The following is a 25,421-nucleotide window of genomic DNA, read 5'->3' as shown; positions in this document are numbered from 1 at the left end:
GAGTGCTGTCTAGGGTTCGAGCATGAGTACTTCCTGGTGCTCGACCGACTCTTCAGCATGAAACCTAGAGGAGCCGGAGAACAAATCAAAAGGAGCTGCCTCATGAACCGTTTAAAAGCCCTATTCTTTGTTAGTTCGATACTCATCTCTGCGTCTGCGTTGGCTGAAGGTGGTGCAGATCGGATTCTGGAGCGCATGGAAAGTCTGCGCGACAAAGCCGAAGCGACCTTGGTACAAGCTGAAAAAGCTCCTGAAGGGCAACGCCATGTGCACATGGCCGAGCATATGAAAATACTGGGCGAGATCATGGACCAGCTTCATCTAGATCATCCAAAAGCATCAATGTCACCTCAGGAACATCTCGCCTGGATGGAAAAACACGACGCCATGGTTGATGACGTTTTGAACCAAATGCAGCGCGAGCACAAACTGATGCTTTCTGAGAACCATCAGTAACCGAATAACTCCCACGGGGCTCTTTGAACCGCCCTGCTAGACACGGCGTCATCTGGGCGCCGTGTTTTCTCAGGAAAACTGACAGAAATGTAGTGTTCAAGTCAGTTAACGGGCAGCTCTATCCCTTTAGCATAGCTAGTGTTTTCCACTTGCTCTCGAGGTCACCATGAAAACTAAGCTCATTACCCCAGTTATTGCGGCAATCACCCTACTCCTCGGCGCTACGGCGATGGCCAGCGTAGGTCATGGGAAAGAGGATATCGGTCAGCCTGGAGTCGCCTCAGAGGTCACTCGCACGGTTGATGTGGAGATGGGCGATATTTTCTTCAAAACTAAAAGCGTCGACGTAAAGCCCGGTGAAACGGTTCGCTTTGTACTTCACAACAAAGGGGCGTTGCTGCACGAATTCAATATCGGCCAAGCCGCTGCTCACGCGGCGCACCAAAAAGAAATGGCGAGCATGTTCCAGAATGGAACGCTTACACCCACCGGAACTGGAAAAATGTCGGGCAACATGGGCCATAGCATGGGAGGCATGAAGATGGTTGGAATGGAACACAACGACCCAAATAGCGTGCTGATCGAGCCAGGAGCAACCAAGGAGTTGATCTGGACCTTCAACAACACAACTGGACTTCAATTTGCCTGCAACGTGCCAGGTCATTACCAGTCTGGGATGGTCGGTCAGTTTGACTTGAAGTAAGCCTGAACCGACCGCTAAAACCGCGTCGACGCAAGAGTTCGCTATGCTCTGAGGCAGAGATCAGAGCAACACGCTCACACACTGGGTCTAGATCATGGATAACCAGCAGCATCCGGCTGGAAGCACCTCCCCACCATTTTGGAGGCGCAAAACAGGCGTTGTACTGATCATGCTCATTGCGATCGGTGCCTTTTACGGAGTGCGGGAACATTTCACCCACGTTTATCCGTATTTGCCCTATCTCATCCTGTTGATCTGTCCATTGATGCATTTTTTTGGGCATGGACATGGCGGACATGACCATGGCGATCAGGCAGGAACCAACGAGGAAGAGAAATAGCTATGCCCACTACACCGAGCCACCACGATCACGGTCCCGCCCACGCTGCCTCGCCCCATGACGGTGATCTACGTGACCCGGTGTGCGGTATGGCGGTTACACCTCCAAGTAAATTTGGCGAGTCTTACCAAGGACAGACGTATCAATTTTGTAGCCAGAAATGCCAAGAGAAATTTCGGGCAGATCCAGAACGCTACATTGGTAATCATCCCAGCGCTGAACCCAGCAGCGCCGCTATAGAGCCCGCGCTACAGGTAGCCACTGAGTTTACCTGTCCTATGCACCCGGAAATAAGACAGCCAGGGCCCGGCAATTGCCCTAAATGTGGCATGACATTAGAGCCGGTCATGCCCGCGCTTGATGACGATGACAAAACCGAGCTCCTGGATTTCACCCGCCGCTTTTGGTGGTCGCTGCCTTTAACCGTAATGGTGGCCCTTCTAGCCATGGCGGGTCACTCATTACAACTCTTCCATGGTTCGATTCAAAACTGGATCGAGTTCGCTCTTGCCACTCCGGTCACCTTATGGGCAGGTTGGCCCTTTTTTGTAAGAGGCATAGCATCTGTTAGAAATCGCAGTCCAAACATGTGGACTCTGATTGGTTTAGGTACTGCCGCAGCCTATCTTTACAGCGTCGCGGCAACCCTATTTCCCCAAAGTTTTCCCACCACCTTCATGCAAGATGGACGCATCGGCGTATACTTCGAAGCCGCTGCGGTCATCATCTCGCTCACCTTGCTTGGGCAAATTCTTGAGCTCAAAGCACGTTCACAAACCTCTGCCGCCATTAAGTCCCTTCTAGGCCTGTCTCCCAAAACTGCACGCAAGATCAATGATGATGGTCAGGAGGAAGACATTCCTCTTACCCATGTTCACTTGGGAGACCATTTGCGGGTCAGACCTGGTGAAAAAGTGCCAGTAGATGGCTCTGTACTCGAGGGAGAAAGTGCGGTGGATGAATCCATGCTCACTGGTGAACCTGTGCCGGTCATGAAAAGAGCGGGGGATAGTCTGATCGGTGCCACGCTTAATACTCATGGAAGCTTGGTGATGGAGGCGCGAAAGGTCGGCGCTGACACTATGCTGTCGCAGATAGTACAAATGGTCGCACTAGCCCAACGCTCCAAAGCGCCCATGCAACGAATGGCCGACTCGATCGCCGGCTACTTTGTGATGGCGGTTATCGCGATTGCGTTGCTGACCCTCTTAGGCTGGGGACTGTTCGGCCCTGAACCCAGCTGGGTCTTCGGCCTGATCAACGCTGTCGCCGTACTTATCATCGCTTGCCCCTGTGCACTGGGTCTGGCAACGCCCATGTCGATCATGGTTTCGACGGGTAAAGCCGCCAGTATGGGTGTGCTGTTCAGGGATGCCAGTGCCATCGAAAATCTCTGCAAGATCGACACACTGATTGTCGATAAAACGGGGACCCTGACAGAGGGACGGCCGGTATTTCACAGTGTGGAGGCCACACCAGATTTCAACCCACACGATGTGCTTCAACTGGCCGCTAGCCTTGATCAAGGCAGCGAACATCCTTTGGCTCATGCCATCGTCGATCACGCCCGAACTGAAAATGTTGCGCTCACCAAGCCTGAATCGTTTGAGTCCGGATCAGGGATTGGAGTCAGTGGCCTCGTTGGTGGCAAGAAAGTACAGCTGGGCAACACTGCACTTATGGAAGCTGCCGGCGTGAGCACTAAGGTCTTACAAGACCGTGCAGAGTTGTTGCGCCTTGAAGGCATCAGCATCATCTATCTAGCAGTTGACGGGGTCTTGGCGGGGTTACTGGCGGTCTCAGACCCGATAAAACCAACCTCTAAAGAAGCAGTCACCAAGCTTAAGGCTGATAACGTAAAAATCATCATGGCCACCGGAGACGGGATCACCACCGCACGTGCTGTCGCCAGGGAGATGGGTATTGAAGAGGTTCATGGTGAAGTGAAACCTCAGGACAAGGAGCGTCTGGTAGCCGACCTCCAGCAATACGGTCGAAAGGTTGCCATGGCCGGCGACGGTATCAACGACGCACCGGCCTTGGCGCGAGCTGATGTGGGCATTGCCATGGGGACAGGGACTGACGTCGCGATGAATAGCGCGCAGCTCACGCTGGTAAAAGGCGACCTGATGGGGATTTTACGGGCACGGGCACTTTCGGTTGCAACGGTAAAAAACATGCGGCAAAACTTAGGTTTCGCCTTCCTTTACAACTCAATGGGTATTCCCCTCGCCGCAGGCCTGCTCTATCCACTGACGGGACACCTTCTGTCGCCAATGATCGCTGCGTTAGCCATGAGCGTCAGTTCTGCATCTGTAGTTTTCAATGCTTTGAGATTGAGGAATACCCGAATAGATTGAGAGTAACCGATGCTCGCAGCCCGCAATATATAACTCTTGACCTTACCGTGGTGTCAACGTTGATGCTGTTGTTGCGGTGAAAAGAGACCGCCCAGCACAAGAGGAATAACCATGTTCGTCTTAAACGTATCAGGCATTGGTTGCGGTAGCTGCGTCAGCAAAATCATCAAAGCGATCCAGTCACTGGACAGCGAGGCTACGGTTTCCGTAGATCGCGCTGCCGGTAAAGTGAGCGTCGAAAGTAGCGAAAACCCAGAGCAGGTCCGTAAAACTGTCGAAGCACTCGGGTTCCCTTCCCAAATCAGCGCCTGAGGCGCTGATTCCCTAGCTGGGTAAAGTTTATTATTCACCTCGCAGAGCTTTAAGTAGCCCCTTAAATGCTCCATTTAATCTAGTAAAGGCGGTTTCGAAATGAATTTCATTTTCCGTATACTTTGCGACCTCGACCTGTTGATCCACAGTATTTTGATCAATGGAAGGTTGGTTCGGCGTACTGTAAAGCAAAGCACCGCTGTGAATATCACTTGCTAATTCGTTTACGGCAATATGTCTCGGGTTTGTTGTTTTTAAAGAGAACGGAGTAGCCAAACCTCCCTCTGTTTGGCTAGCCAGTACAGCAGAAAAGTCCAAGTCTCTGGCCTTAAAGTTAGGAGTGTCGGCATTAGCGATATTATTGCTAAGTACCTCAGCTCGTTGGCTGCGAAAAAGTAATGCTCTTTCTGCGGAGCCAAGCGCTTTTTCAAAATTAATACTCACCGGTGGCCACCTTTAGTTACGCTGCCATTTAATTCCCACCTATCGAACACTCAAGTGCTTAACGTAGTGCGTCCGAGCCGATGTATGATTTCAGCGAAACCTCAAAAACGCCACGCCATCGTGCAGTGACCGGAAACTTACAACACCGCACAGGTAAATTTTAGATGGTGGATGGCGGTTATGTGTCGTTGGATAGCTTAGACCTTACGGACTAATCACCCTGTATCTCAAGAGAAATATCGCAACCTGACACAACTGTAATATTGGCCTAAGCTTCCTGACAGGGGATGAGTCTTATAGTCCTATTGAGCCTCAAGCTCACCCCCCAAGAGTCAACGATTGATGTGGATTCAGGGGTTACCAATAATCATCCGAGGACCCCCAAATGAACCCTATCAAAACCTTGTTCGTCATCGCGGCTCTGACCGTCTCTTCTTTGGCTATGGCTGAAGGCGGTGGTGACCGGACTTTCGCACGCATGGAAGTGGCCAGGAATAATTCGATGGAATCGTACCGAGTAGCTCAAACGCAAAATGCCCAACCTCCCGTCGCTGAAAGCAAAGCCAAGGCGATGGATCACAAAAATTGCTAAATAGCTGGGCCCTCCAAGCTGACAGAAATGTAATCACTGCGGTGGTTTAAATGTGGCAATTTCTGAGCTCGCTTGCCGTAAGAGTTTGTCTTTTGTGACGGTGGGCAAAGCTGATCCGGGCAACTCATGATCGGTTGTTTCGCACGGCTTCCCTTTTGACTGATTGGAAATAAACGGCATGCATTCCAAAACCTCTAGACGGACATTCGTAAAAGGCTTGGCCGCTGGTGGCATTCTCGGCGGCTTTGGCCTTTGGCGCACTCCTGTATGGGCGGTGACAAGTCCAGGTCTGCCGAGCGTACTCACTGGCAATGAATTTGATCTGTTTATTGGTGAAACCCCTGTAAACATTACCGGCTCGGCGCGAACAGCCATGACCATCAATGGATCATTGCCAGGGCCTTTGCTGCGTTGGCGCGAAGGAGAGACAGTCACCCTGCGTGTAAAAAACCGCTTGGACCAAGACACCTCAATCCATTGGCACGGGATCATTCTGCCGGCCAATATGGACGGTGTACCTGGCTTGAGTTTCCATGGCATCGCACCCGACGGCATGTACGAGTACAAGTTCAAGGTTCATCAGAATGGTACGTACTGGTACCACAGCCACTCGGGCTTACAGGAGCAGGCAGGGGTTTACGGGCCAATCGTTATCGACTCGAAAGAGCCTGAACCTTTTCAATACAACCGCGACTACGTGGTGATGTTGACTGACTGGACCGATGAAGATCCTAGTCGCGTCATGGCCAAGCTTAAGAAACAGTCGGGCTACTACAACCACCATAAACGCACCGTTGGTGATTTCATCGACGATGTCAGTAAGCAAGGTTGGTCAGCAACAGTAGCTGACAGGAAGATGTGGGCTGAAATGAACATGAGCCCAACCGACCTTGGAGACGTCAGCGCAGATACTTACACCTATCTCATGAATGGCCAGGCGCCCAACGGTAACTGGACCGGTATTTTCAAGCCGGGTGAGAAGCTACGACTACGCTTTATCAACGGCTCGGCGATGAGCTATTTCGACGTCCGCATTCCTGGTTTGAAAATGACCGTTGTGGCCGCCGACGGCCAACACGTCAATCCAGTGAGCGTTGACGAATTCCGCATCGCCGTAGCTGAAACGTATGACGTGATCGTAGAGCCTGCCAGTGAAGAGGCTTACACCATCTTCGCCCAGTCTATGGATCGTACAGGTTACGCTAGCGGAACACTTGCAGTGCGTGAAGGCCTAAAGGCACCGATACCTGCAATTGACCCACGTCCTATAGTAACTATGGATGACATGGGGATGGGCGGTATGGCTGGTATGGACCATGGCAGCTCGGCTGGAATGGGCGGTGGCGACATGGCCGGCATGGATCACAGCAAGATGGCAGGGATGAACCAAGGTGACATGACCGGGATGACCGGCATGGACAGCGGTGACATGACTAACATGGCTGGTATGGATCACAGCAAGATGGCTGGCATGGGCAAAGGCGACATGTCCAACATGGCTGGCATGGACCACAGCAAGATGGCAGGAATGGGCAGTGGTGATATGTCAGGGATGGCTGGCATGAGCGGTATGGGTGGAGAAATGCAGACTCACCCAGCCTCTGAAACCAACAATCCCTTGGTTGACATGCAAGCCATGAGTCCAACGCCAAAGCTGAACGATCCGGGCATAGGCTTGCGGAACAATGGTCGTCGAGTGCTCACTTACTCCGACTTGAAAAGCACTTTCCAAGACCCTGACGGCCGCGAGCCAAATCGTACCATCGAGCTTCATTTGACCGGTCACATGGAGAAGTTCTCGTGGTCGTTCAACGGCATCAAATTCTCTGACGCCGAACCGCTGCGCCTGAAGTATGGCGAGCGTCTGCGCATCACCTTGGTGAACGACACCATGATGACCCACCCCATCCACCTTCACGGCATGTGGAGTGACCTCGAGGATGAGAACGGCAAGTTCATGGTGCGCAAGCATACGATCGATATGCCACCAGGTACCAAACGCAGCTATCGAGTCACCGCTGATGCCTTAGGCCGTTGGGCATATCACTGTCACCTGCTTTTCCATATGGAAATGGGCATGTTCCGTGAAGTACGGGTAGATGAGTAAAGGAGACGATCTGTGAGCACATACCTAAATCGTAATTCCCTCGTGGGTTGCCTCTTTGCTGCTGTCCTGCTGAGTGGACTCTCGTCCACGGTGCTGGCAGAGGAAAATGGCAGCGACCATTCAACCACTGTTCCTGCTACAGCAACGGACAAGCCAGCAACGGCAAACGATCCGAAGCTAGATCACGGGTCAATGGACCATAGCCAGATGAGCCATGAGTCGATGGATCATGACCAAAAAACCAAAAAGGCAGATTGAGATCATGACCAGTAAGTTTTTACGCCCAACGCTGATGGCACTTGCAGTCTCTACCGGTCCAGCATTCTTTTTCATGGCTCAAGCCGCTGAAGAGATGGATCCGTCGATGGCGATGCCATCAAGTGCGGACGCAAAGTCTTCAACTGCACAAAAATCCAAACCAGCCAAAGCGAAAGATGCCGCGATGGATCACTCCAAGATGGACCACGGCTCAATGGGATCCATGGACCATAGCAAGATGAGGGCTATGGATCACAGCAAGATGAGCATGGATAACGGGCAAATGGACGGTATGGAAAGCATGGATGGAGGGGCGACTACCACAAGCCGAACCCCGATCCCCGTACTTACCGACGCTGACCGGGCCGCCGCTTTTCCAGACTTACCAGGCCATGGTGTGCACGATAAAAAAATTAACTCGTTCATCCTCCTGGATAAATTTGAGTACCAAGACGCTGACAACGGTAGTGCGCTGGCTTGGGATGCAAAAGGGTGGATCGGCGGTGACGTCGATCGCCTATGGTTGCGTTCGGAAGGCGAACGTACCAATGGCGTAACCGAGAACGCTGAACTTCAGGCTCTGTGGGGACACGCCATCGGTCCTTGGTGGGATGTCGTCACCGGCATTCGACAAGACTTCAAACCTGGGTCACCTCAAACATGGGGAGCGCTCGGTATTCAGGGCATGGCCCTCTATAACTTTGAAGCTGAAGCGACTGCTTATATTGGTGAGAACGGTCAAACCGCAGCTCGGTTTGAAGGCGATTACGACATCCTGTTGACCAATCGCCTGATCTTGCAGCCGACCGCCGAAGTAAACTTGTACGGGAAAAATGATCCTCAGCGCGGCATAGGATCTGGATTGGCCAACACTGAACTAGGCCTGCGGTTGCGCTACGAAATTACTCGTCAATTCGCACCCTACATTGGTGTTAGCTGGAATCGCTCATATGGTAAGACGGCTGACCTGGCCAGCGATGAAGGGGAAAAGACAAACGAGGCCCGGTTTGTAGCTGGTATTCGGATGTGGTTCTGAGCGATTTGAGCACTAGCCCTACGAATTCAAATGATCGGGGAGTTGGCTCCCCGACTCTAAAGTAGATCCTTCAATGTAACCTTTGCAGCGGCATGAACGCTTGAGTGGGGTTCTATTGCTTCGTAGAACATCTCGCCGTCTCCAAGGGAAAAGGAAATATTCATGACAGGTAGCTTCCGACTTTCAAGTCGATTTCTGCGTATCACAACATTCACCGCGCTGTTCATTGGCTCAACGGCTCAAGCGGCGCAGACCCTGACCATCGATGTGCATCGAGATGCAAACTGCGGATGTTGCAAAAAATGGATTCAGCATCTTGAGGCCAATGGCTTCACCGTCATTGATCATGTAGAAACCAACATGAGTGCTGTCAAACAAGATCTAGGTGTCGCTCCACGACTCTCGTCTTGTCACACTGCGATGATCAACGGGAAGTTTGTTGAAGGTCATGTGCCAGTTGAGCAAATAATTGCGATGAGTAAGCGTGACGACCTTCTCGGGATCGCTGCTCCTGGCATGCCAGCAGGTTCTCCAGGAATGGAAGTCGACGGAGTGCATGAGGCCTACCAGATAATCGGCCTGACCAAAGCTGGCACAGATCAGGTGATTGCTGAATACCCCGAAAACTAATCCCACCCCGTCCATCCCGTCACAGCATGGTCACCGTTCATGGCCATGCAGCGGGACATGCTCTGTCGATTTCATTCTCAAACCATTCGCTAAGGACATCAGCAACAATTGTAAAGGCGCTCTTGCACCGAATTTGATAACCCCGTACTGCTGTCCTCAATAACAATTTGAGATGACGCCATGCTCCGTATACTGCCACGCATTGGGCAGCAGATTGCTGATCGGGATAGTGCTAAGTTTGGGAACGGCGTTGCCTCTCAGCTTGCCCTTTCGAATTAGGGCATCTGTCTCGGCTGAAAAAGTAGAAAAGGTAAATGACTGTGGTTTAAGAGTTCTTTTTTTGCAGGCTTTTCAGACGCAGGGTGGCGCGTTGTACAGCGGCCATTTTTTCTGGACGTTTCATTCGTTTCCATTTTCTGATGTCTTCCTTGGTACGACCGCAGCTGACGCATAGTTCGCTGTTCAGCTGGCAAACAGAAATACAGGGATTTTCGATGTCCTTGGCCATTGTTCAATTCCTCGTCGAACTTATGCGTGCTACGGGTTCATTGCTAAGCCAGAACGGCGACCTGATCGGGTGAGTCAGCGCCCAACTTCGTGCGGTACTCAACTGTCAGATGAGTGATCTCATGAACCGTCGCCAGCCGTTCTCGTATGTTTTCTGCATTCACTGCTGGGCTGCCCAGAACACTCACAATCGCGGCGCGGGCTTGCGGCCCCACCTGCCAGACATGAAGATCAATGATCGAAGCATCTCCCGGTCGCTCAACCAGTTCACGAATCTCTTCAGCGACATGATCATCTGTCTGGTCGAGCAATACACCCGAAGTCACCCGCATCAACGACCAAGCCCAGCGTGCAATCACAACGGCACCCACAATCCCCATTGCAGGGTCGAGCCATACCCAACCAAGGTATCGACCAGCAAGAAGGGCTGCGATGGCCAGAACCGAAGTCAGTGCATCTGCAATGACGTGAACGTATGCAGAGCGCAAATTATTGTCGTGACCATGCGCATGGTGAGACTCATCGTGGCCGTGGTCATGCCCATGGTGATGATCATGACCGCCAGACAGCAAAAGCGCGCTCACCACATTCACTGCTAGTCCGACAATTGCGATTAGAGTCGCTGTCCCGAATTGCATTTGAGTCGGTTGAAAGAGACGAAACAGCGACTCTCCAGCAATTCCCAAGGAAACCAGTCCCAAAATCAGAGCAGAAGCGAAGCCACCCAAGTCTCCCACCTTGCCAGTTCCAAAACTGTAGCGAGCACTTGAGGCATGTCTTTTCGCGTAACCGTAAGCAGCTGCGGCTATGCCCAGTGCACCTGCATGCGTTGCCATGTGAAAACCATCGGCAAGCAACGCCATTGAGCCAGTGAGATAACCTGCGGTGATTTCAGCAACCATCATTACGACGGTCAGGGCCACCACCCACAAGGTACGCTTGGCGTTTTCTTCATGTGATTTCCCAAGGAACATATGGTCGTGGGAATAGTCGGTGTACGAATTACTCATCTGGGCAAATCCTATTTGGAATAGCGGCGAATGGCTTCGAGAAGCTCATCGACGCCTTTCGCTCTTTCTTCGTTGCTGAGTGTTGGATTCGCGACGTGTTCACGAGCGTGGTCTTCGATGATTTCATCCATGAGCCCATTGATCGCGCCACGAGTCGAAGCGACCAAAAGCAAGGTTTTCGAGCAGTCATCATCAGAGTCGAGTGCTCGCTCAATCGCCTGGATTTGCCCAGCGATCCGCTTTACGCGCTTAAGAAGATTGTCTTTGCTCGATCTCATATGCCCCATACCATACCCCCCCTACCTATAGTTGAAGTATAATCACACGTTCCACCTAGCCATACAACCCAGGACGGAAATACACCTGCTCGTGCAGAACCTGTGTACGCAATAGATTGTGCGAGAGCTCATGAGGGGCAGCATCAGCACTGGAATGACGGCCGGGGATATACCGATAGTTATGTCAATATCCATAAAAAAAGGCGCCACTAGGGCGCCTAAGCCGTCTCCAAAACCAAAGGAGAAAAAAGAGACGGGGTGTATCTGGCAATCGGACGCTTGATGCCTACGGCCAGCGTCCGTTAAAGCATTTGCAGTGGATACTCGACAATCAGTCGGACCTCGTCCAAATCAGATTCGAAATCCGTGGCTCGTGTCGTTGCCTGGCGAACACGTAAAGACATGTCCTTCAGAGAACCTGACTGGATGACGTACTTAGCCTCGATGTCTCGTTCCCAACGCTTTTGATTCTGCAATGGGGCGCCATCCGCTCCACGACGCATGTACACGCTGTTCGCGTTGGAATAGTCCGCATCCCAACCCTTAGCGTAGCGGGTCATGAAGCTGAGACCGGGGATGCCGAAGGCCTGCATATCTAGATCGTAGCGCAGCTGCAAGGATTGCTCTTTCGGTGAGTTGAAATCGCTGTACTGAATAGAGTTATCCAAGAAAATTGAGTCGGATTGGCGAAGGTAGTCAAAGTCGTCGTTACCATTATTGCGCTGGTACCCAACGGTCACGACGTGCGCTCCGAATTTGACCCCGGTCTTGCCGCTCCAGATGTTGTTATCGAAGCTTCCCAGAAGTTTTTTACCCTCATCCACCGCTCGGTAGTAATTAAAACCACCGATTAGCGATACGCTATCTGAGAGCGGATAGCTCAATGTGGTGCCTGCGTAATACTGGTTCCACACATCCTTGAATTGGCTGGTGTAAAGACTCACACCTACGTGCTCATTGACTGTGTAATCGCCCCCTAGATAAGCGATCCACGGAGCATCTACCGCACCAGCGTAGAAAGTCGAAAAGCCGTCACGCATGCCACTGGAATTGGGTTGGCTCATCGCATGCAGCCGACCACCCTGAAGGGTAAGGTCTTTGATGCTGGTATTGGTAAACGTTGCACCACGAAAACTCTCAGGGAGGAGTCGGGAATCCCCATAGGCCACGACAGGCGTCGATGGAAATACGTCCCCTACCTTGACGACTGTATCCAGGAAACGCACTTTTGCGGCTCCGCCTACTTTTGAGTAGGAGTCTTCAGGTTGGCCTTTGCTATTGTGCGGCAAGACATCGACTGAGCTACGAGCTCCCGAGCGACCATCACCTGAATCGAGCTTGAGGCCTTCCATTGCAAACGCATCAATGCCGAAGCCTACTGTACCTTGAGTAAAGCCTGATTCGAATCGGCCAATGATGCCATGAGCCCATTCGGCTGAGTAACCATTGCCCGTGGGGCTTGACTGGCCCTTTCGATAATCACGATTGAGATAGAGATTCCGATTGAGAATACTAAAGGTGCTCCCCTCAATGAATCCTTCAGGTCTTTGCTCAACAGCCACTGCAACTTGCCCCATGCTCATGCTAAGGGCAATGAGAGAAAGACCATAAATGCTTTTATTGTTCATTTAACACTCCAGGCTTTAGCTTGGCAGAGTTTCTTTATGAAATTTTTTATAATTATAAAAAGCCACCAGCACGTGAGGATTTATCCTACGTGCCGGCAGACATAATTTCATACAATAGATAACTCCAGCGTGACCTGAAAATTACTTCTATGTCAGCGAACAGTAAGCAGGCTCAAAAAATACCGAACAACCTTGCGCAGTTAGGGCCAACGCTAACTAGCTTCCGTGAGGGCAGTTAGTACCCATAACCTTGTATTCCAGGGTGTTGAGCTTGCCCGCCGAATCTTCATAGGTCATGCGCGAAGGGGCTACGCCACAGGTTTTATTGGCTTGAGTGGTACTGATTACCTTTTGGACATCGAGGTTCATTCCATATTCATAATGAACAACTTCAGGTGTCGTCTTTCCGTTTTCTAAGGCGTACTGCTCCATCGCCTTCTGGTTCTCTTGCATCATTCGACCATAAACGCGGTCACCACCTCCTTCAGCCATGGCCAAAGAAGACATGGTCAAGATGGTAACGGCAAAAAAAACTTTTAGTGATTTCATGATTTTCTCCTAGTGTTCACTTACTTCTGACTAGAGGATAACCAGTGATGCCTTTCAGAAAGCTGCCGCGAATATTACATATGCGTAAGGTGTTCCACAGTACACGTGAGCTCGACTATTAGAAATTTAACTTATTGGCGGAGTAGGCTGAATACGTCAGATAAGGCATTAGGGACCAACTCGAGCTCCTCATGAAGCACCCAAGATTTTTATTAAAGATACATCTCCTCTATATCATTGACAGCTGCTTGGACTGCTCCAGATGGATGAGTCGTTTGAGCGCAGTAAGATGAGACGAAGAACGTGTTAAAAAAGCCTCATGGGCTGAGAATATTAGGGGCTACGTTGAGTACCGAAAACACCATCGCTAGGATAGCCTTTAACAGCCATAAGAAATCGTCCCAGTATTTTATCGCGGCTAGCAGCAAAGCACCGACGATTGGAAGCAGGGACAACCCCTTCAGCAACCGAAAGGTCCTGGTGAGGGTTCGGCCTTGCTTGTCGACTTGATCGATGGTGATCCTGAGCAGCCCCTGAAGTTTAGGGGGATATGTTTTTATCTTGTCCTTGAAATCATCGAAAATGACATTGAAGCTGTGTAGGAGGCGCTCCGTTTGCAGCATTTGGTTGTGAAGGATTGCAAGCAGAACCACAGAAACCACTGCCAACCCAAGGACAAGGATAAAACCTTCGAATCTTGAGGTTGTTTTCTCCAGCACGACCAAACCCGCTAGCGATATCGGCAGGGCGAGCATCTTGCCGGCGATGTCGCCCAGCACCCCGCTAAGCTTGGTGCCATAGTCGATTTCAGCTTGGGCCACCTCGCGCCGGGCCCGCTCAAACGAGAAGCTATAGACGTAGGTTTGCAGATTCGCGCGGTATGTGGCGAGGACCTCCCGCCACTCCCGCACGATCACCAAGAACAGATTGGGCTCGCTCTCAAACTTCTCTATGACGCTAGCCACCGCCATCCGAATCATTAATTTTCGTTCGGAGAGGTGTGCCTTATTTTCGTTTTTTCGATTGAGTATTTCTTCCAACAAGCTCAGGTGATTGAGCTCATAGTCAAGTACCTTGGCGTCAACCTGAGTAGGCAACAGAAATGTTCTCGGCGGCTTAGCCCCATCAGGAGGCAAGGCAAAGAAAAGATTAAAACCATCTTGGCTGCTGTCTTTGTCGACACCGATCGCTAGCAGTGCAAGCAGCTCGATCAACCGACATACGCGCCTGAGCGCCTTAATCGTCGGAGGTTCGGTGTCATCACTATCTGCCCAACAGAGCTCAACAATGTACACGTTGCTCGGAAATTGGCCCTTGCCCAATGAGCCATTGCGAGCGACAAACTCGCCTAGGTTCGCGTAGAAACGGCCAGACTCGTTCGATGGCAAGCGAAACTCAATATCGAGAGAGTCTGCTTCTTCAGAGCAATGCTCGAACTTGCCATAGGCTGCGGGCAGGCCATCGCACATTCGCAACGTACCGATAATGTCGGGCGTTGGCATCCCCTCATAGCGGATGACTCCGTCCTCAATGGGGGGCGCTCCAATGGCGCGGTAGAGAGCTACCACATTAGAAAACATTCTTAGCCGACCCTGGCCAGCAGTTCTTTCTCGATCACACCAACCAGTTCGGCAGTCAGATTGGACAGTGTCAAATTTTTCCGTCCCTCATCATAATAAACGTCTGCGGCCGGATCCTTACCTAACGCTCCACGCTCGAATTGCAACGACCAGTTAGCCGCGTCCCCCTTGATACGGGTCTTCTCTTTCAGCGATTTCGCATTGACCGTAAAGTCGTCTGGCACCTTATGTTTCTCACTATTCAAATAGTCTTTCAGTCCAACAATTTCATCCACTAAGTCAGCGGGTACGTGTGCGACAGCGACGTGGCAGATAGCGTCCAAGCGCGCAGACTTGCCTGCTGCCAACTGTTCCTCCAGATACTTGATAACCGCCTCTTTGGCCTTATAACCAAAGCCTTTTAACGTTTTGTTGTCGCGAAAAAACCGTGCAACGTTATCAATGGCATTTTTGGTAGCGCGTCCGGAAGCTACTCCTTTCGCGCATCCCAGTGCAGAGATGAAATAGTCGGATGCCTGACTATCACGGCCCCGGCTGATGAAGCACAGGTAGGTTGAATCCACTTCATCCTCCGCGTCATCCTCATCCTGCTCAGGCGCAGCAGCGGCCGCGGCAGCCATAGCCTTTATGGCCACGAAGCTCGCTAAATTGATCCTGGCGGCCTGCTGAACCTTGTTGAGATCGACCTCTTGAATTTCCTTGGGCACATAGTTCTCGTCCAGCTGTATACCGCCGCGTTCCTTCATGCTGGCGACCAGGAAAAAGTCGGTTGCACCTGCGGTGTACTGAGCGCAAAGGATGTGTCCACCGGTCGATAAGACTTGATTACCTGCTTGCTCCACCAACTGGTCCATTGCCAAGTGGGTCAAGTCGATAAATCGCGCTTCATCATCTTGTACTTCTACGAACGCGGTGAAGCGCTCTGGAAACGGTCCCTGACGGTCATCATCGGCAAACTGGCCGTAGACCACGCTGTTGCCTTCTTTGCCGATGAGGCCGTGGATACCATTGACCAGAAAATGCAACGCGGGATTTTCAGTATCGAGCGCCACATCCTTCTTGACCACCTCGGAGATAAAGCTGGTCTTGGCCAGCTTCTTGAAGCTGTGAATAATGGCAGTTTTCAGCGTAATCATAGGTCGAATTCCGTTCCGATAGTATCAATATGGAATCACTGAAAATAGCACCTTACCCAGCAAACTTCAGGGCTTATCTCGATATCAGATATCACCGAAGGGCTCCAATACCTACCGATCAGTAAGGCTGCACGAACCCAACAACTGTATATGTATACAGCATCATAATCTATGCCATTCATCAGCACGAGGAGCGGAGGGTTGAAGCGCGGATTGGCCGCCGCCAATAACCACGACATCAAATTTCGGATTTTGACTCACCACCATCCCCCCTACGTTTGCTGCGCATCGCTTGCGTGGGTTCAGACTTTACGGCCCAGATCATCAATTACGACCTGTCCGTCCTCTTTGACGAAACTGCCGCGCTGCTCTTGTGAAAGCAGGTCGAGGACAGCCTCTGACGGGCGACAAAGGCGCGCCCCTAAGGGTGTAACGACGATGGGACGATTGATCAGGATGGGATGAGTCATCATGGCGTCAATGAGCTGGTCATCTGCAAGTGACAGATCACCTAACCCAAGCACTTCGTACGGCGTGCCTTTGATACGGAGCAGTGCCCGCACCTCTATACCCATATCCTTGATCAGTCTGATTAGCGTTGTACGATCAGGTGGGGTTTTCAGATACTCAATTACCGTTGGCTCTTCACCGCTGTTGCGGATCAATGCCAAGGTATTACGGGAAGTGCCACATTCCGGGTTGTGATAAATCGTGATCTGACTCATATCGGATGTCTCGCTGTCGAGAGGCTCAAATGGATCGCTGGTTGACGCGTGTGGATAGCTCCTCAGCGGACTCTTTACGCTCGGAGTAACGACCAACCAGGTAATCCTGGCGATCACGCAACAGCAGCGTGAATTTCATTAGTTCTTCCATCACGTCGACCAGGCGGTCGTAGTACGAGGACGGCTTCATCCGGCCCGCCTCATCGAATTCGGTGAATGCCTTAGCTACTGAGGATTGATTTGGGATGGTGAACATCCGCATCCAACGCCCCAGTACCCGCAACTGATTAACTACGTTGAAGGACTGCGAGCCGCCGCAGACTTGCATCACCGCAAGGGTCTTTCCTTGTGTAGGTCGTACAGCACCTATCGCCAGTGGAACCCAATCAATTTGAGCCTTGAAAACCGCACTCATGGAGCCGTGTCGCTCAGGAGAGCACCACACCTGGCCTTCCGACCATTGCATCAGCTTGCGAAGCTCCGCGACTTTGGGGTGCGTCTCGGGTGCATCATCCGGCAGCGGAAGGCCTGATGGGTCGAATATCTTTGTTTCAGCGCCAAACCGTTCCAGAAGACGGGCGGCCTCCTGGGTCACCAACCGGCTGAAGGATCGCTCTCGTGTCGATCCATACAAAAGAAGGATTCGAGGTTTATGGAGTGAAGACGTGCGAGGCGTCAGTTGCTCCAGGGTGGGAATGTCAAGCAGTTCGGCTTGGACATTCGGCAGCGTATCTTGCATACAAACTCCTAGGGATGCGCCAAGCAGGCACAACTTCCATTGCGCTTCAAAGCGAACCGATACGGTTCAGTTCTGCTTTGAGTTGGTCAGGGCTCATGGTTTTCAGCGGCAGCGCAAGAAACGCGCTCACCCGTTCGCGAATTTTGGCGAGAGTGGCTTCAAACGCTGTTGTGATCTCGATCTCCGACCCGATGGCTTCCGACGGATCGGCTAAACCCCAATGGGCCTTCAAGGCTGGCCCGAAAAAGATGGGGCATGCCTCACCCGCGGCCCGGTCACATACGGTTATCACGATGTCTGGTGGAGAGCGTTCGAAAGCATCCGAAGCTTTGCTGCTCAAGCCCGCCGTGGAAATGCCCGCAGCCTCCAGCGTTTGCAATGCCCGTTGGTTCACGCGGCCGCTGGGAAAGCTTCCTGAGCTGATCGCTTCCACACCCTCTGGCGCTAGGTCGTTGAACAGTGCCTCGGAGAGGATGCTGCGGCAGCTGTTGTGGGTACACATGAACAAGACTTTCATCAGTAGATTCCTTGATTCAGAAGCTGAGGCGCAATGCCAAGGCACAGAGGGTGGCGATAAGGATGGGCAAGGTCAGCACGATCCCGGTCTTGAAGTAGTAACCCCAACTGATCGTGATGTCCTTTTTGGCCAGCACGTGAAGCCACAAGAGCGTGGCCAGGCTACCGATGGGGGTGATTTTCGGCCCCAGGTCGCAGCCAATGATGTTGGCGTACACCATTGCTTGATGGATGACGCCATCGACTTCGGCAGCATGAATGGACAAGGCACCGATCAGGACGGTGGGCATGTTGTTCATGATTGAAGACAGAAAGGCTGTGAGCAGCCCCGTACCCAAGGACGCGCCCCAGACACCGTAGTCGGCAAATACATTCAGGATCTGGGCGATATGGTTGGTCAAACCGGCGTTCTTGAGGCCGTAGACGACCAGATACATGCCCAGGGAAAAGATCACCACCTGCCATGGCGCGCCCTTGAGCACCTTGCCGGTGTCGATGGCGTGTCCACGGGCCGCGATGACGTAAAGAATGAATGCGCAGGCAGCCGCAATGGCACTGATCGGCACGCCCAGAGGCTCGACGACAAAGAAACCGACCAGCAGCAGAGCTAGAACCCACCAGCCTGCTATGAACGTCGGGCGATCACGTATCGCCTCTTTAGGATGATGCAACTGAGCAAGTTCGTAAGTCTTGGGCAATTCCTTGCGGAAGAACCACATCAGCATCACCAGCGTAGCCGCAACGCTGACCAGATTCACCGGCACCATGACGGATGCGTATTCGCTGAACCCAATCTTGAAGTAATCCGCAGAGACAATGTTGACCAGATTCGAAACTACCAGAGGCAAACTCGCGGTATCAGCGATAAAACCGGCCGCCATGACGAATGCGAGGGTGGTAGCGGGCGAAAAGCGCAATGCAAATAGCATTGCGATCACGATGGGCGTGAGAATCAATGCCGCACCATCATTAGCAAATAATGCTGATACCGCAGCACCCAGTAGGATGATGAAAGCAAATAGCTTACGAGTGCTGCCTCCGCCCCAGCGTGCGACATGCAATGCTGCCCATTCGAAAAAGCCGGCTTCATCGAGCAGAAGACTGATGATAATCACCGCGATGAACGTTGCGGTGGCATTCCAAACGATGTGCCACACCTCGGGGATATCCCCAAGAGTGACCACTCCAGTCAAGAGCGCGAGTACAGCGCCAAAGGTTGCACTCCAGCCAACACCCAGCCCTTTGGGCTGCCAGATCACCAGGACGATGGTGGCAATAAAGATCAGTACGGCAATCAACATTTCAATCACTCGATTTGGAAGCAGATCAGCCACATACGAGCTGGTTGATAGGACGAGCATTCATGTCGCTTAGCCGTTTGGCTTCGGTATCTAGCCAATCCTGATTCGCATCCACGACGTCCTTCAGAATTGCACTCACCCAACTAGGAAGGCCGGGATTCAGGCGGTAGTAAACCCACTGGCCTTGACGACGATCCATCAGCAGTCCCGCTGAACGAAGCAGCGCCAAGTGGCGAGAAATCTTGGGCTGGCTCTGGTCGAGCGCAGCGGTAAGCTCGCATACGCACAGCTCTCCTTCGCTCACGATGAGCAGTGTGATTTTGGTTCGAGTGTCATCTGCCAAGCACTTGAATAGTGCCGTGGGATTCATGGGCTCTGTCATAGATCCTCCAAGTGTTTTGTCTTGACCAAGACGAAGAGCTTAATGCGCTCATGGATGTCATGAAGTGTGTGGCGAAACGCGTCGGGATGATCGCTGGTGACCGGATCTGCGAAATCCCAAGTGATGACTTCGCCAGCGACGGGCATCCATGCACATTCCCGTGCGGACTTGTCACACAGCGTGATGACGTAATCGAATTTTTCGTCGCGAAGCTCATCAATGGATTTGCTATGCAGTCCGGATGCATCTACGTCGACATTGGCCAGAGCAGCTACAGTACGCGGGTCGACGCTGGTTGGCTCCAAGCCCGCACTGTAAGCGGCAAAACGCGGATCTGTGTGCCGAAGCAATGCTTCTGCTAAATGGGAGCGGGCAGAGTTGGCAACGCAGATGAAAAGCACTTTGATTGGGGCAGACATGGCAACCTCGACACATACGTTGAATCGAATATATGATTTATCGCATATTCGGTAAAGCGTATATTTTTGCGTCGCCGGTCACCAGCGGGTAAGGGCAGCGCTCGTCAGATCGTCGGACGACTTTTCGTCGGAAGACGAGCTGATCACAACGCAAATCAGCTGTAACCAGTACAGCAAGTTCAACAGCAGCATTGGGCCGAATTTTCCAACACTAAGAGGTACCAGGATTGGGCCACAAAGCTCACTTGCTGAATTCTTTTTTGGCTGTTGGGCACAACATGCTAGTGCGACAGATTTCCTGTCGTCAACCAGCGCAGGCTTGTTGACGGTCAGCATCCCCAAGATTATTGTTGCAGCTAACAACGAATTTGTGACGATTATGCCGAAGCGGAAAAAAGACCAGTTGTCCCAGGATGCCGAGGATCTGTACGAGGCGTTGAATCAGCTCGTCCGTGTCTACCAGTTTCGAGATAGAGATCGGATTTGCTGCTACGACGTTTCAGTCACCCAGTGCTACGCGGTCGAAACGCTGGTCAAGAAAGGAGCCATGCGGCTTCAGGTCTTGGCTGAAGAGATGTTTTTAGACAAAAGCACGGCAAGCCGCGTAATCGATGCGCTCGAACGCAAGGGGTATGTGTCACGCGCTGAGGATAACGAAGACCGCCGTGCCGTGAAGATCCAGGCCACGGACGCGGGCAGGGAACTCTACGAAAAAATCAGGGGCGATCTCATTGCCGAAGAGATAACAATGATCGAGAACCTTTCAGCCGAAGCCAGGCAAGGAGCATTAACCTTGCTCAGGCAGATTACACGAGCTACCGAAAAACGCTGCGGCCTCACAAATGAGCGTGGCTCAGATCCAACGCAAGCCTATTGAATCTCCATTTTTTGATTCAAATGTTGTTACTACCAACATAATGGAACCCGATCATGCGTATCCGTCCTGCTGAGCCAGTTGATGCAACCTCGATAGCCACTATTTATAACCAAGGGATTGCGGAACGAAGTTCCACGTTCGAGACCACTCCGCGTAACCCTGATGACATGCTAGAGCGACTTGAGGCTCATGATCGTTATCCCGTTCTGGTGATGCTTGATGAGCACGATAAGGTCATCGGATGGGCGAGCCTTAGTGACTACCGCAATCGCGCGTGCTATGACGGCATCGCTGACTTTTCGATTTACATGAGCCGTGAGGTGCGAGGCCAGGGGCTGGGTAAGAATCTCCTTCAGGCGCTGCTTAAAGAGGCAGAAGCTCGCGGATTTTGGAAAGTCCTTTCTCGCGTGTTCACCTCTAACCGCGCCAGTCTCGCCCTGTGCGAAGCTTGCGGATTCCGCCAAGTCGGGGTTTACGAGAAACATGCATGCCTTGACGGTCGTTGGATCGACTGCGCAATTGTCGAGCGACTCATTCCTACGAATCAAATGCCGTGGCTAACACCAATGGCTGCAACCAAGACTGAATCAAATGGATTAAGCGGCTGTTAGGGTTCTCTATCACACTTAAAACCTTGTCAGTCAGGCTACGTACAGCGAAACAATCAATCACGGCCTAACTGGTCAAGTCGAATGCAAATATGTGGTCAAGTCTATGTAATTACGCAGCCCACTGGAGTGGATTGCGCTAGCGACGTAATTCCCCTGCTCATGCTTGAATCGACGTTGAGATAGATACCGATGTCTGCGGACATTGAATACGCGAAATCGACGTATGCGGTATAAGCCCGTGTCTGCGGAAGTCGCTGATATCGTTGCACGTCCAATGCCCGATCAATACGCAATAGGCGTCGGTATTAATAGTGACATCCAACGCGCAGCAATAAGCCTCAGAAATCACCGGATCCAGAGCAACTGCGCCACGCCATAAAAATATCTACTGGAGCTTTGAATTGGACGCGATCATCTCCATGTATGCATTGCCACCCATGGGAATATCATAACCTGGTGGCCCTTCCCATTGCCGCGAGACACCGGTATTTCTAAGCATAACGTCAACCTTAATGCCGTCCTTAACCATGCTGTCTAAATCCCACTCGAAGTGATTTATGAGAGCCTGGCAGGCCACATGAGGCACTGTTGTCAATAATCTCAAGCTGGAGTTGTTTGGGGGTAACTTAAGCCTCGCGATCTCCGACATCGTCCATATAAATCTCCGTAACCTAAAATGCCAAAGAGACTCAAGATGAAGTTCAAGTTGAGCTGACAGCAATGGGAAAGACTTACGAGTCGCACGCTCCCTACTTACTTTTCGCGGCAAAATTGCAAGCATGTTACTGATATTTACTCGCACCTGTTTTTGGGTGATGCGGTACAAGTTCTCAACGCCCTCTATAAGAATAGTTGCGTATTTTTCGTCCTCATCGTTTACCACCGGCTCGACACTACTCTTCTGCATTAAGTTCCCTGTAATTTTACTCAACAACCAGTCCTTATCGTTTTCGTTGAGCCAACGGGTTACTTGATAAGCACTTACCCAAAGATAGTCCATACCAATGCCTGGCTTCACTTCAAGTAGCATTGAGATTTTTTCTCGATAAGCCTTTTTCTTATGTTCTGGCAAAGTTTTCTCTTTAAGACGGACCGTCGGGTTTGCCGAGCTAGCAAGTAGAGACTCTTCTGCCAAGCATTTCTCAAACTTTTCTGCACATCCAAAAAGATGGAGAGATATTAAAAGATGCCTTGCCAACGGCATATCAATTTGACCTCTTGTTGTCGATAGCCTAATCCATTGACTTCGAATTCCAGCTGCGTATGCCAAATCAATTTTCGAAATAATTTCATCGCTGAACTTATCACGAATACTGCTAAATAATTTAGCTGTGCCAATTAGGTTCCCATGAACAAACCCTTGCTTCTTTGCTTGACGCCGATAACAAGCAGCCAAAACCGTATAATCTATCGATGGCAGATTGCGTTGCAGAATATCATTTACAAAAACTGCAAACTCGCGCTCTTCATTTGAGGCGGGTGAGCGGTTCGCAGGTTTAACAGCGTTCCACCCGCAAGCACAATCATCGGTCAACCCCGGTAACAATCGGTTTTTACGATAGAAAGGGTGAGAGCAATTAGGGCAAGATTGAAGAAGTTCTTCACCGTGTCGCCAGCACGCTGTAACGCCCGGTACATGATGAGCTCGGTGCCAATATGCGTAGCCACACTCTATGAGGTCGGCCTGCACACAGGCCAAGCAAATTTTAGCTCTGCTATTCCTCGTACCTTCTCTCCTAGGCACTCGAGCGACATCAGATAAAACCTTGTCTAATTCCCTAGAGGGTTCTTTTGATAGTCCTATAAAAGGTTTGTAGGCTGGGAACGTAGTGTTAATCTCAAGCAACTCAGCCAAGTTGCTTTCTTTAACTCCCGGCAATCGAGAAGCAAGGTTTTCTAATTGCTTTGGTATGATAGATAGTTGGAATGGTGCAACGCCAAAAAGATCACGAAAAGTTTCTGCCTCGGTTTTGTTTCCGGACAAAAAATGGTATCTCGTAATACGAGATAATAGTGTCTCGTCTGGCATTGACATTGGAAAAAACAGAATACTGGACATGAGTAGCCGACTTTCTAGCGTGGGTTCTGGTAGGACGCGAGTCCTGTGGATGGTGTTCTTTTATCACATACCACCGTGTACCCGGGTAAGGATTTTTGAAGATGAACGCCATACAGTAGCGAACAGCCAGCAACTATTTTATAAGAAAACAGCCGTTTTCACGCCATAGTCAAAATGCGATACACCACACATATAAATACGTTAACTGCACGCCTCGTCAAAATTCACACATCGAATCTACGTACAGCTCAAATATGGAGGCTTGTGTCGACGGCGTTACAGAGCAATATTCATACGCGGATCAGGGTGCATTCACTCATATTTGGAATTTTCTGAGACACGCTGTTCGATACAGCGCTGATTGAGTAATTGGTTTGCCGTCAAGTTTTAGCTTCCACTCGGCCCAGCTCAGGCGCCGCCGATGGAATGCATCAAGGGTTTCGCATTCGGCTGCCAGTGCAACCGCACAGTGCGGCAGCTTGTTGAGCTGCTTTTCAAACCTAGATAACACATGAAGCTCTCTGCCTATTTTTGTCCGAGAGATACGGACAGGTTTACCTGGAAGCGCTCGTAACATTTCAGCGCATTGAACCACTTCGTTGGCAAGGTTGAGGTCCAGGTCTTTGAATCTTTCTGCTTGCTGTCCGCGCAGTCTGTGGGCTTTACCTGGCTGTTGTGTACGCTCGGACAGCCATTGCCGATCGTTTCGATGAAGCCACACATAATCTCGACACTCATGAGCTAGGTGAGCTCTGTAATCCCCCTCAAATCGATTCCTCCTATCACCCAGCTGTTTCGAAAGCCTCGCCTCTTTCCATCGGTCAGGTCCATCGGAAATCGCGCGTATCATTCGGTAGACGCATGTAACCGAGTTCCTTGTTACTGACGCCATGGTCTTCGCGTCAGCCCCCGAGACCGCCAGCCTCCAGATCGTTTCAGATGCCTCACTCATATACTCATTGGTGCTTGAGCGACTGGTTGGAGATCCGTTGGCAGCTTGTTCACCAGGTGTTTCGGTATTGGCTGTTCGATTCAACGACTCGGTAATAGGCGCGTTCTGCCGAAGTATCCTTTCCATGTCGACCTTCAGCGCGCAGGCCAGCAGGATGAACTTCAGCGGATGATGGGTGCCCCTCGGCTTACGCAAAAGCTTCACAACCCAGGCCGCCGGTATATCCGCAGACGATTTGCTCAGTATCGAGTACTCCCCTGAGGAGGGGAGAACCTCAAAGAACGCAGACATGTGCCGCGCCAATCTACCTAAGTGCAGCCGACCAGTGTCGGAAGCCATTTCCAAGGCGGTAGCACCATCCAAAAACACCGAGCGAATCGCATCAGGACATAAAGGAGGAACATCGACCTCAAGCACCTGCATCGAACGCTGCGCTATTTCGTGCAGAGCACTTTGTAGATTTTGAGGGATGTCTAACGGAATGGAGTGAGACTGAACGTCCTCATCGTCCGGCAAGTGCATTCTTCGAGAATTTCGACTCAACCAGCGGTAATCAAGGTACTTCAACGGGGTTCCATGGTGGGGACAGATCAAAACGCCTGGCAGCTGATGCACACGGTGCCAGTACGCTGCTCCCATACGGGCTCTATCCTGTTCGATACAGTCGAAGCAAAATCGGACTCTCGAAGCGAACTCGAGTCGACTCGCGATCAACCCCAACCTGAGCATCAACCCCTTTCCGTTTCCCGCCATCAAGATATGAGCGTCGTCCACCTGTTGCTGGGTCGTATGCGTCCGGGCAACACGTCTTGCGTGATTAAACCGGCTGCCACTTATGCGGAAGCAGCTGCTCGATTTCACTCGCCCGCTGCGTCGGTAGACGCGTGAGAACATCCTTTAGATAGGCGTACGGA

The 25,421-nt window shown here is 51.4% G+C and carries 29 protein-coding genes and 1 pseudogene; 12 read left to right on the top strand and 18 right to left on the bottom strand.

Annotation, left to right across the window (positions count from 1 at the left end):
* Nucleotides 1-102: 102 nt before the first annotated feature.
* The 5 genes from FIV35_RS02410 (at nucleotide 103) to FIV35_RS02390 (ending at nucleotide 4,171) form a co-directional block, all read left to right on the top strand.
* Complete coding sequence (locus tag FIV35_RS02410; RefSeq protein WP_016963496.1) at nucleotides 103-456, top strand: co-regulatory protein PtrA N-terminal domain-containing protein; 354 nt, start codon at nucleotides 103-105, stop codon at nucleotides 454-456.
* A gap of 166 nt (nucleotides 457-622) precedes the next feature.
* Nucleotides 623-1,159, top strand: a complete 537-nt coding sequence (locus tag FIV35_RS02405; RefSeq protein ID WP_016963497.1) for a cupredoxin domain-containing protein — start codon at nucleotides 623-625, stop codon at nucleotides 1,157-1,159.
* A gap of 94 nt (nucleotides 1,160-1,253) precedes the next feature.
* Nucleotides 1,254-1,499 carry a DUF2933 domain-containing protein gene (locus FIV35_RS02400; RefSeq protein WP_146374936.1) on the top strand — a complete coding sequence of 82 codons (246 nt, stop codon included), beginning with the start codon at nucleotides 1,254-1,256 and terminating at the stop codon, nucleotides 1,497-1,499.
* A 2-nt stretch (nucleotides 1,500-1,501) separates the two neighbouring features.
* On the top strand, nucleotides 1,502-3,859 hold the full coding sequence (locus tag FIV35_RS02395) for a heavy metal translocating P-type ATPase (protein WP_080761503.1): 2,358 nt from the start codon (nucleotides 1,502-1,504) through the stop codon (nucleotides 3,857-3,859).
* 111 nt (nucleotides 3,860-3,970) lie between these two features.
* The gene (locus tag FIV35_RS02390) at nucleotides 3,971-4,171 is read left to right on the top strand and encodes a heavy-metal-associated domain-containing protein (protein ID WP_034139896.1); all 201 of its coding nucleotides are present in this window, start codon (nucleotides 3,971-3,973) and stop codon (nucleotides 4,169-4,171) included.
* Between the two features lie 30 nt (nucleotides 4,172-4,201).
* Here the strand turns inward: FIV35_RS02390 and flgB are convergent, their stop codons facing one another.
* On the bottom strand, nucleotides 4,202-4,615 hold the full coding sequence (gene flgB, locus FIV35_RS02385; RefSeq protein ID WP_080761504.1) for a flagellar basal body rod protein FlgB: 414 nt from the start codon (nucleotides 4,613-4,615) through the stop codon (nucleotides 4,202-4,204).
* 385 nt (nucleotides 4,616-5,000) lie between these two features.
* On the opposite strand from flgB, the gene FIV35_RS02380 reads away from it, so the two are divergent.
* The 5 genes from FIV35_RS02380 (at nucleotide 5,001) to FIV35_RS02360 (ending at nucleotide 9,238) form a co-directional block, all read left to right on the top strand.
* Nucleotides 5,001-5,207, top strand: coding sequence for a co-regulatory protein PtrA N-terminal domain-containing protein (locus FIV35_RS02380; protein WP_010565102.1), 207 nt, complete (start codon nucleotides 5,001-5,003; stop codon nucleotides 5,205-5,207).
* Between the two features lie 178 nt (nucleotides 5,208-5,385).
* Nucleotides 5,386-7,314: a copper resistance system multicopper oxidase gene (locus FIV35_RS02375; protein WP_034139897.1), complete on the top strand. Its 1,929-nt coding sequence runs from the start codon at nucleotides 5,386-5,388 to the stop codon at nucleotides 7,312-7,314.
* Between the two features lie 12 nt (nucleotides 7,315-7,326).
* Entirely contained in the window at nucleotides 7,327-7,572 is a 246-nt protein-coding gene (locus tag FIV35_RS02370; RefSeq protein WP_140915309.1) for a hypothetical protein, read from the top strand.
* Nucleotides 7,544-8,608 (top strand): copper resistance protein B, encoded by a 1,065-nt coding sequence (locus FIV35_RS02365; protein ID WP_019334905.1) that lies wholly within the window; start codon nucleotides 7,544-7,546, stop codon nucleotides 8,606-8,608. The genes FIV35_RS02370 and FIV35_RS02365 overlap by 29 nt, the downstream gene beginning before the upstream one ends.
* A 162-nt stretch (nucleotides 8,609-8,770) precedes the next feature.
* Nucleotides 8,771-9,238, top strand: coding sequence for a DUF411 domain-containing protein (locus tag FIV35_RS02360; RefSeq protein WP_019334904.1), 468 nt, complete (start codon nucleotides 8,771-8,773; stop codon nucleotides 9,236-9,238).
* A gap of 325 nt (nucleotides 9,239-9,563) precedes the next feature.
* On the opposite strand, the gene FIV35_RS02355 is transcribed toward FIV35_RS02360, so the two are convergent.
* From FIV35_RS02355 to FIV35_RS02295, 13 genes are all read right to left on the bottom strand, one after another.
* Entirely contained in the window at nucleotides 9,564-9,746 is a 183-nt protein-coding gene (locus FIV35_RS02355; RefSeq protein WP_017341650.1) for a DUF1289 domain-containing protein, read from the bottom strand.
* A gap of 43 nt (nucleotides 9,747-9,789) precedes the next feature.
* Nucleotides 9,790-10,755, bottom strand: a complete 966-nt coding sequence (dmeF, locus tag FIV35_RS02350; protein ID WP_034139898.1) for a CDF family Co(II)/Ni(II) efflux transporter DmeF — start codon at nucleotides 10,753-10,755, stop codon at nucleotides 9,790-9,792.
* A gap of 11 nt (nucleotides 10,756-10,766) precedes the next feature.
* Nucleotides 10,767-11,042 (bottom strand): metal/formaldehyde-sensitive transcriptional repressor, encoded by a 276-nt coding sequence (locus FIV35_RS02345; RefSeq protein ID WP_034139899.1) that lies wholly within the window; start codon nucleotides 11,040-11,042, stop codon nucleotides 10,767-10,769.
* Nucleotides 11,043-11,335: 293 nt separating this feature from the next.
* Complete coding sequence (locus FIV35_RS02340; RefSeq protein ID WP_034139900.1) at nucleotides 11,336-12,661, bottom strand: OprD family porin; 1,326 nt, start codon at nucleotides 12,659-12,661, stop codon at nucleotides 11,336-11,338.
* A gap of 216 nt (nucleotides 12,662-12,877) precedes the next feature.
* Nucleotides 12,878-13,210 carry a DUF2790 domain-containing protein gene (locus FIV35_RS02335; protein WP_033902856.1) on the bottom strand — a complete coding sequence of 111 codons (333 nt, stop codon included), beginning with the start codon at nucleotides 13,208-13,210 and terminating at the stop codon, nucleotides 12,878-12,880.
* A 317-nt stretch (nucleotides 13,211-13,527) separates the two neighbouring features.
* On the bottom strand, nucleotides 13,528-14,790 hold the full coding sequence (locus FIV35_RS02330) for a hypothetical protein (protein ID WP_017341663.1): 1,263 nt from the start codon (nucleotides 14,788-14,790) through the stop codon (nucleotides 13,528-13,530).
* A gap of 2 nt (nucleotides 14,791-14,792) precedes the next feature.
* Complete coding sequence (locus tag FIV35_RS02325) at nucleotides 14,793-15,926, bottom strand: nucleoid-associated protein (RefSeq protein ID WP_032901562.1); 1,134 nt, start codon at nucleotides 15,924-15,926, stop codon at nucleotides 14,793-14,795.
* Nucleotides 15,927-16,228: 302 nt separating this feature from the next.
* A complete protein-coding gene (gene arsC / locus FIV35_RS02320; protein WP_032901560.1) occupies nucleotides 16,229-16,651 on the bottom strand; it encodes an arsenate reductase (glutaredoxin) in 423 nt (140 codons plus the stop codon).
* A gap of 25 nt (nucleotides 16,652-16,676) precedes the next feature.
* Entirely contained in the window at nucleotides 16,677-17,390 is a 714-nt protein-coding gene (gene arsH, locus FIV35_RS02315) for an arsenical resistance protein ArsH (protein WP_032901559.1), read from the bottom strand.
* Nucleotides 17,391-17,436: 46 nt separating this feature from the next.
* Complete coding sequence (locus FIV35_RS02310) at nucleotides 17,437-17,907, bottom strand: arsenate reductase ArsC (RefSeq protein ID WP_032901558.1); 471 nt, start codon at nucleotides 17,905-17,907, stop codon at nucleotides 17,437-17,439.
* Between the two features lie 16 nt (nucleotides 17,908-17,923).
* Nucleotides 17,924-19,207, bottom strand: a complete 1,284-nt coding sequence (locus FIV35_RS02305) for an arsenic transporter (protein ID WP_034139901.1) — start codon at nucleotides 19,205-19,207, stop codon at nucleotides 17,924-17,926.
* A gap of 25 nt (nucleotides 19,208-19,232) precedes the next feature.
* The gene (locus FIV35_RS02300; RefSeq protein WP_032901556.1) at nucleotides 19,233-19,589 is read right to left on the bottom strand and encodes a metalloregulator ArsR/SmtB family transcription factor; all 357 of its coding nucleotides are present in this window, start codon (nucleotides 19,587-19,589) and stop codon (nucleotides 19,233-19,235) included.
* A complete protein-coding gene (locus tag FIV35_RS02295; protein ID WP_080761505.1) occupies nucleotides 19,586-20,008 on the bottom strand; it encodes an arsenate reductase ArsC in 423 nt (140 codons plus the stop codon). The genes FIV35_RS02300 and FIV35_RS02295 overlap by 4 nt, the downstream gene beginning before the upstream one ends.
* Nucleotides 20,009-20,387: 379 nt before the next feature.
* On the opposite strand from FIV35_RS02295, the gene FIV35_RS02290 reads away from it, so the two are divergent.
* Both FIV35_RS02290 and FIV35_RS02285 read left to right on the top strand, forming a co-directional pair.
* Complete coding sequence (locus FIV35_RS02290) at nucleotides 20,388-20,885, top strand: MarR family winged helix-turn-helix transcriptional regulator (RefSeq protein ID WP_032901576.1); 498 nt, start codon at nucleotides 20,388-20,390, stop codon at nucleotides 20,883-20,885.
* Between the two features lie 53 nt (nucleotides 20,886-20,938).
* Nucleotides 20,939-21,496 carry an arsinothricin resistance N-acetyltransferase ArsN1 family A gene (locus FIV35_RS02285; RefSeq protein WP_019334872.1) on the top strand — a complete coding sequence of 186 codons (558 nt, stop codon included), beginning with the start codon at nucleotides 20,939-20,941 and terminating at the stop codon, nucleotides 21,494-21,496.
* Between the two features lie 385 nt (nucleotides 21,497-21,881).
* On the opposite strand, the gene FIV35_RS02280 is transcribed toward FIV35_RS02285, so the two are convergent.
* The 4 genes and pseudogenes from FIV35_RS02280 to FIV35_RS02270 all read right to left on the bottom strand — a co-directional run.
* The gene (locus tag FIV35_RS02280; RefSeq protein WP_080761506.1) at nucleotides 21,882-23,555 is read right to left on the bottom strand and encodes a TniQ family protein; all 1,674 of its coding nucleotides are present in this window, start codon (nucleotides 23,553-23,555) and stop codon (nucleotides 21,882-21,884) included.
* A gap of 316 nt (nucleotides 23,556-23,871) precedes the next feature.
* Nucleotides 23,872-25,074 carry a TnsD family Tn7-like transposition protein gene (locus FIV35_RS02275; RefSeq protein WP_231980940.1) on the bottom strand — a complete coding sequence of 401 codons (1,203 nt, stop codon included), beginning with the start codon at nucleotides 25,072-25,074 and terminating at the stop codon, nucleotides 23,872-23,874.
* A gap of 9 nt (nucleotides 25,075-25,083) precedes the next feature.
* Nucleotides 25,084-25,368: pseudogene (locus FIV35_RS30220) on the bottom strand (TniQ family protein); the annotation flags it as partial.
* A partial coding sequence (locus FIV35_RS02270; RefSeq protein WP_146374934.1) for a transposase domain-containing protein occupies nucleotides 25,325-25,421 on the bottom strand: 97 nt, incomplete at its 5' end. The pseudogene FIV35_RS30220 and the gene FIV35_RS02270, both read right to left, overlap by 44 nt.

This window comes from Pseudomonas rhodesiae (assembly GCF_007858255.1).
Taxonomy (GTDB): Bacteria; Pseudomonadota; Gammaproteobacteria; order Pseudomonadales; family Pseudomonadaceae; genus Aquipseudomonas; species Aquipseudomonas rhodesiae.
This window is presented reverse-complemented; position numbering and strand designations above follow the sequence as displayed.

Coding starts and splice junctions, on each gene's coding strand:
- FIV35_RS02305 (WP_034139901.1), bottom strand. CDS start 19,207: ATGTTGATTGCCGTACTGATCTTTATTGCCACCATCGTCCTGGTGATC.
- arsH (WP_032901559.1), bottom strand. CDS start 17,390: ATGCAAGATACGCTGCCGAATGTCCAAGCCGAACTGCTTGACATTCCC.
- FIV35_RS02300 (WP_032901556.1), bottom strand. CDS start 19,589: ATGACAGAGCCCATGAATCCCACGGCACTATTCAAGTGCTTGGCAGAT.
- FIV35_RS02280 (WP_080761506.1), bottom strand. CDS start 23,555: ATGTCCAGTATTCTGTTTTTTCCAATGTCAATGCCAGACGAGACACTA.
- FIV35_RS02310 (WP_032901558.1), bottom strand. CDS start 17,907: ATGAAAGTCTTGTTCATGTGTACCCACAACAGCTGCCGCAGCATCCTC.
- FIV35_RS02410 (WP_016963496.1), top strand. CDS start 103: ATGAACCGTTTAAAAGCCCTATTCTTTGTTAGTTCGATACTCATCTCT.
- FIV35_RS02340 (WP_034139900.1), bottom strand. CDS start 12,661: ATGAACAATAAAAGCATTTATGGTCTTTCTCTCATTGCCCTTAGCATG.
- FIV35_RS02390 (WP_034139896.1), top strand. CDS start 3,971: ATGTTCGTCTTAAACGTATCAGGCATTGGTTGCGGTAGCTGCGTCAGC.
- FIV35_RS02400 (WP_146374936.1), top strand. CDS start 1,254: ATGGATAACCAGCAGCATCCGGCTGGAAGCACCTCCCCACCATTTTGG.
- dmeF (WP_034139898.1), bottom strand. CDS start 10,755: ATGAGTAATTCGTACACCGACTATTCCCACGACCATATGTTCCTTGGG.
- FIV35_RS02395 (WP_080761503.1), top strand. CDS start 1,502: ATGCCCACTACACCGAGCCACCACGATCACGGTCCCGCCCACGCTGCC.
- FIV35_RS02285 (WP_019334872.1), top strand. CDS start 20,939: ATGCGTATCCGTCCTGCTGAGCCAGTTGATGCAACCTCGATAGCCACT.
- FIV35_RS02335 (WP_033902856.1), bottom strand. CDS start 13,210: ATGAAATCACTAAAAGTTTTTTTTGCCGTTACCATCTTGACCATGTCT.
- FIV35_RS02360 (WP_019334904.1), top strand. CDS start 8,771: ATGACAGGTAGCTTCCGACTTTCAAGTCGATTTCTGCGTATCACAACA.
- FIV35_RS02355 (WP_017341650.1), bottom strand. CDS start 9,746: ATGGCCAAGGACATCGAAAATCCCTGTATTTCTGTTTGCCAGCTGAAC.
- FIV35_RS02330 (WP_017341663.1), bottom strand. CDS start 14,790: ATGTTTTCTAATGTGGTAGCTCTCTACCGCGCCATTGGAGCGCCCCCC.
- FIV35_RS02345 (WP_034139899.1), bottom strand. CDS start 11,042: ATGGGGCATATGAGATCGAGCAAAGACAATCTTCTTAAGCGCGTAAAG.
- FIV35_RS02295 (WP_080761505.1), bottom strand. CDS start 20,008: ATGTCTGCCCCAATCAAAGTGCTTTTCATCTGCGTTGCCAACTCTGCC.
- FIV35_RS02290 (WP_032901576.1), top strand. CDS start 20,388: ATGCCGAAGCGGAAAAAAGACCAGTTGTCCCAGGATGCCGAGGATCTG.
- FIV35_RS02380 (WP_010565102.1), top strand. CDS start 5,001: ATGAACCCTATCAAAACCTTGTTCGTCATCGCGGCTCTGACCGTCTCT.
- FIV35_RS02405 (WP_016963497.1), top strand. CDS start 623: ATGAAAACTAAGCTCATTACCCCAGTTATTGCGGCAATCACCCTACTC.
- FIV35_RS02365 (WP_019334905.1), top strand. CDS start 7,544: ATGACCAAAAAACCAAAAAGGCAGATTGAGATCATGACCAGTAAGTTT.
- FIV35_RS02325 (WP_032901562.1), bottom strand. CDS start 15,926: ATGATTACGCTGAAAACTGCCATTATTCACAGCTTCAAGAAGCTGGCC.
- FIV35_RS02375 (WP_034139897.1), top strand. CDS start 5,386: ATGCATTCCAAAACCTCTAGACGGACATTCGTAAAAGGCTTGGCCGCT.
- arsC (WP_032901560.1), bottom strand. CDS start 16,651: ATGAGTCAGATCACGATTTATCACAACCCGGAATGTGGCACTTCCCGT.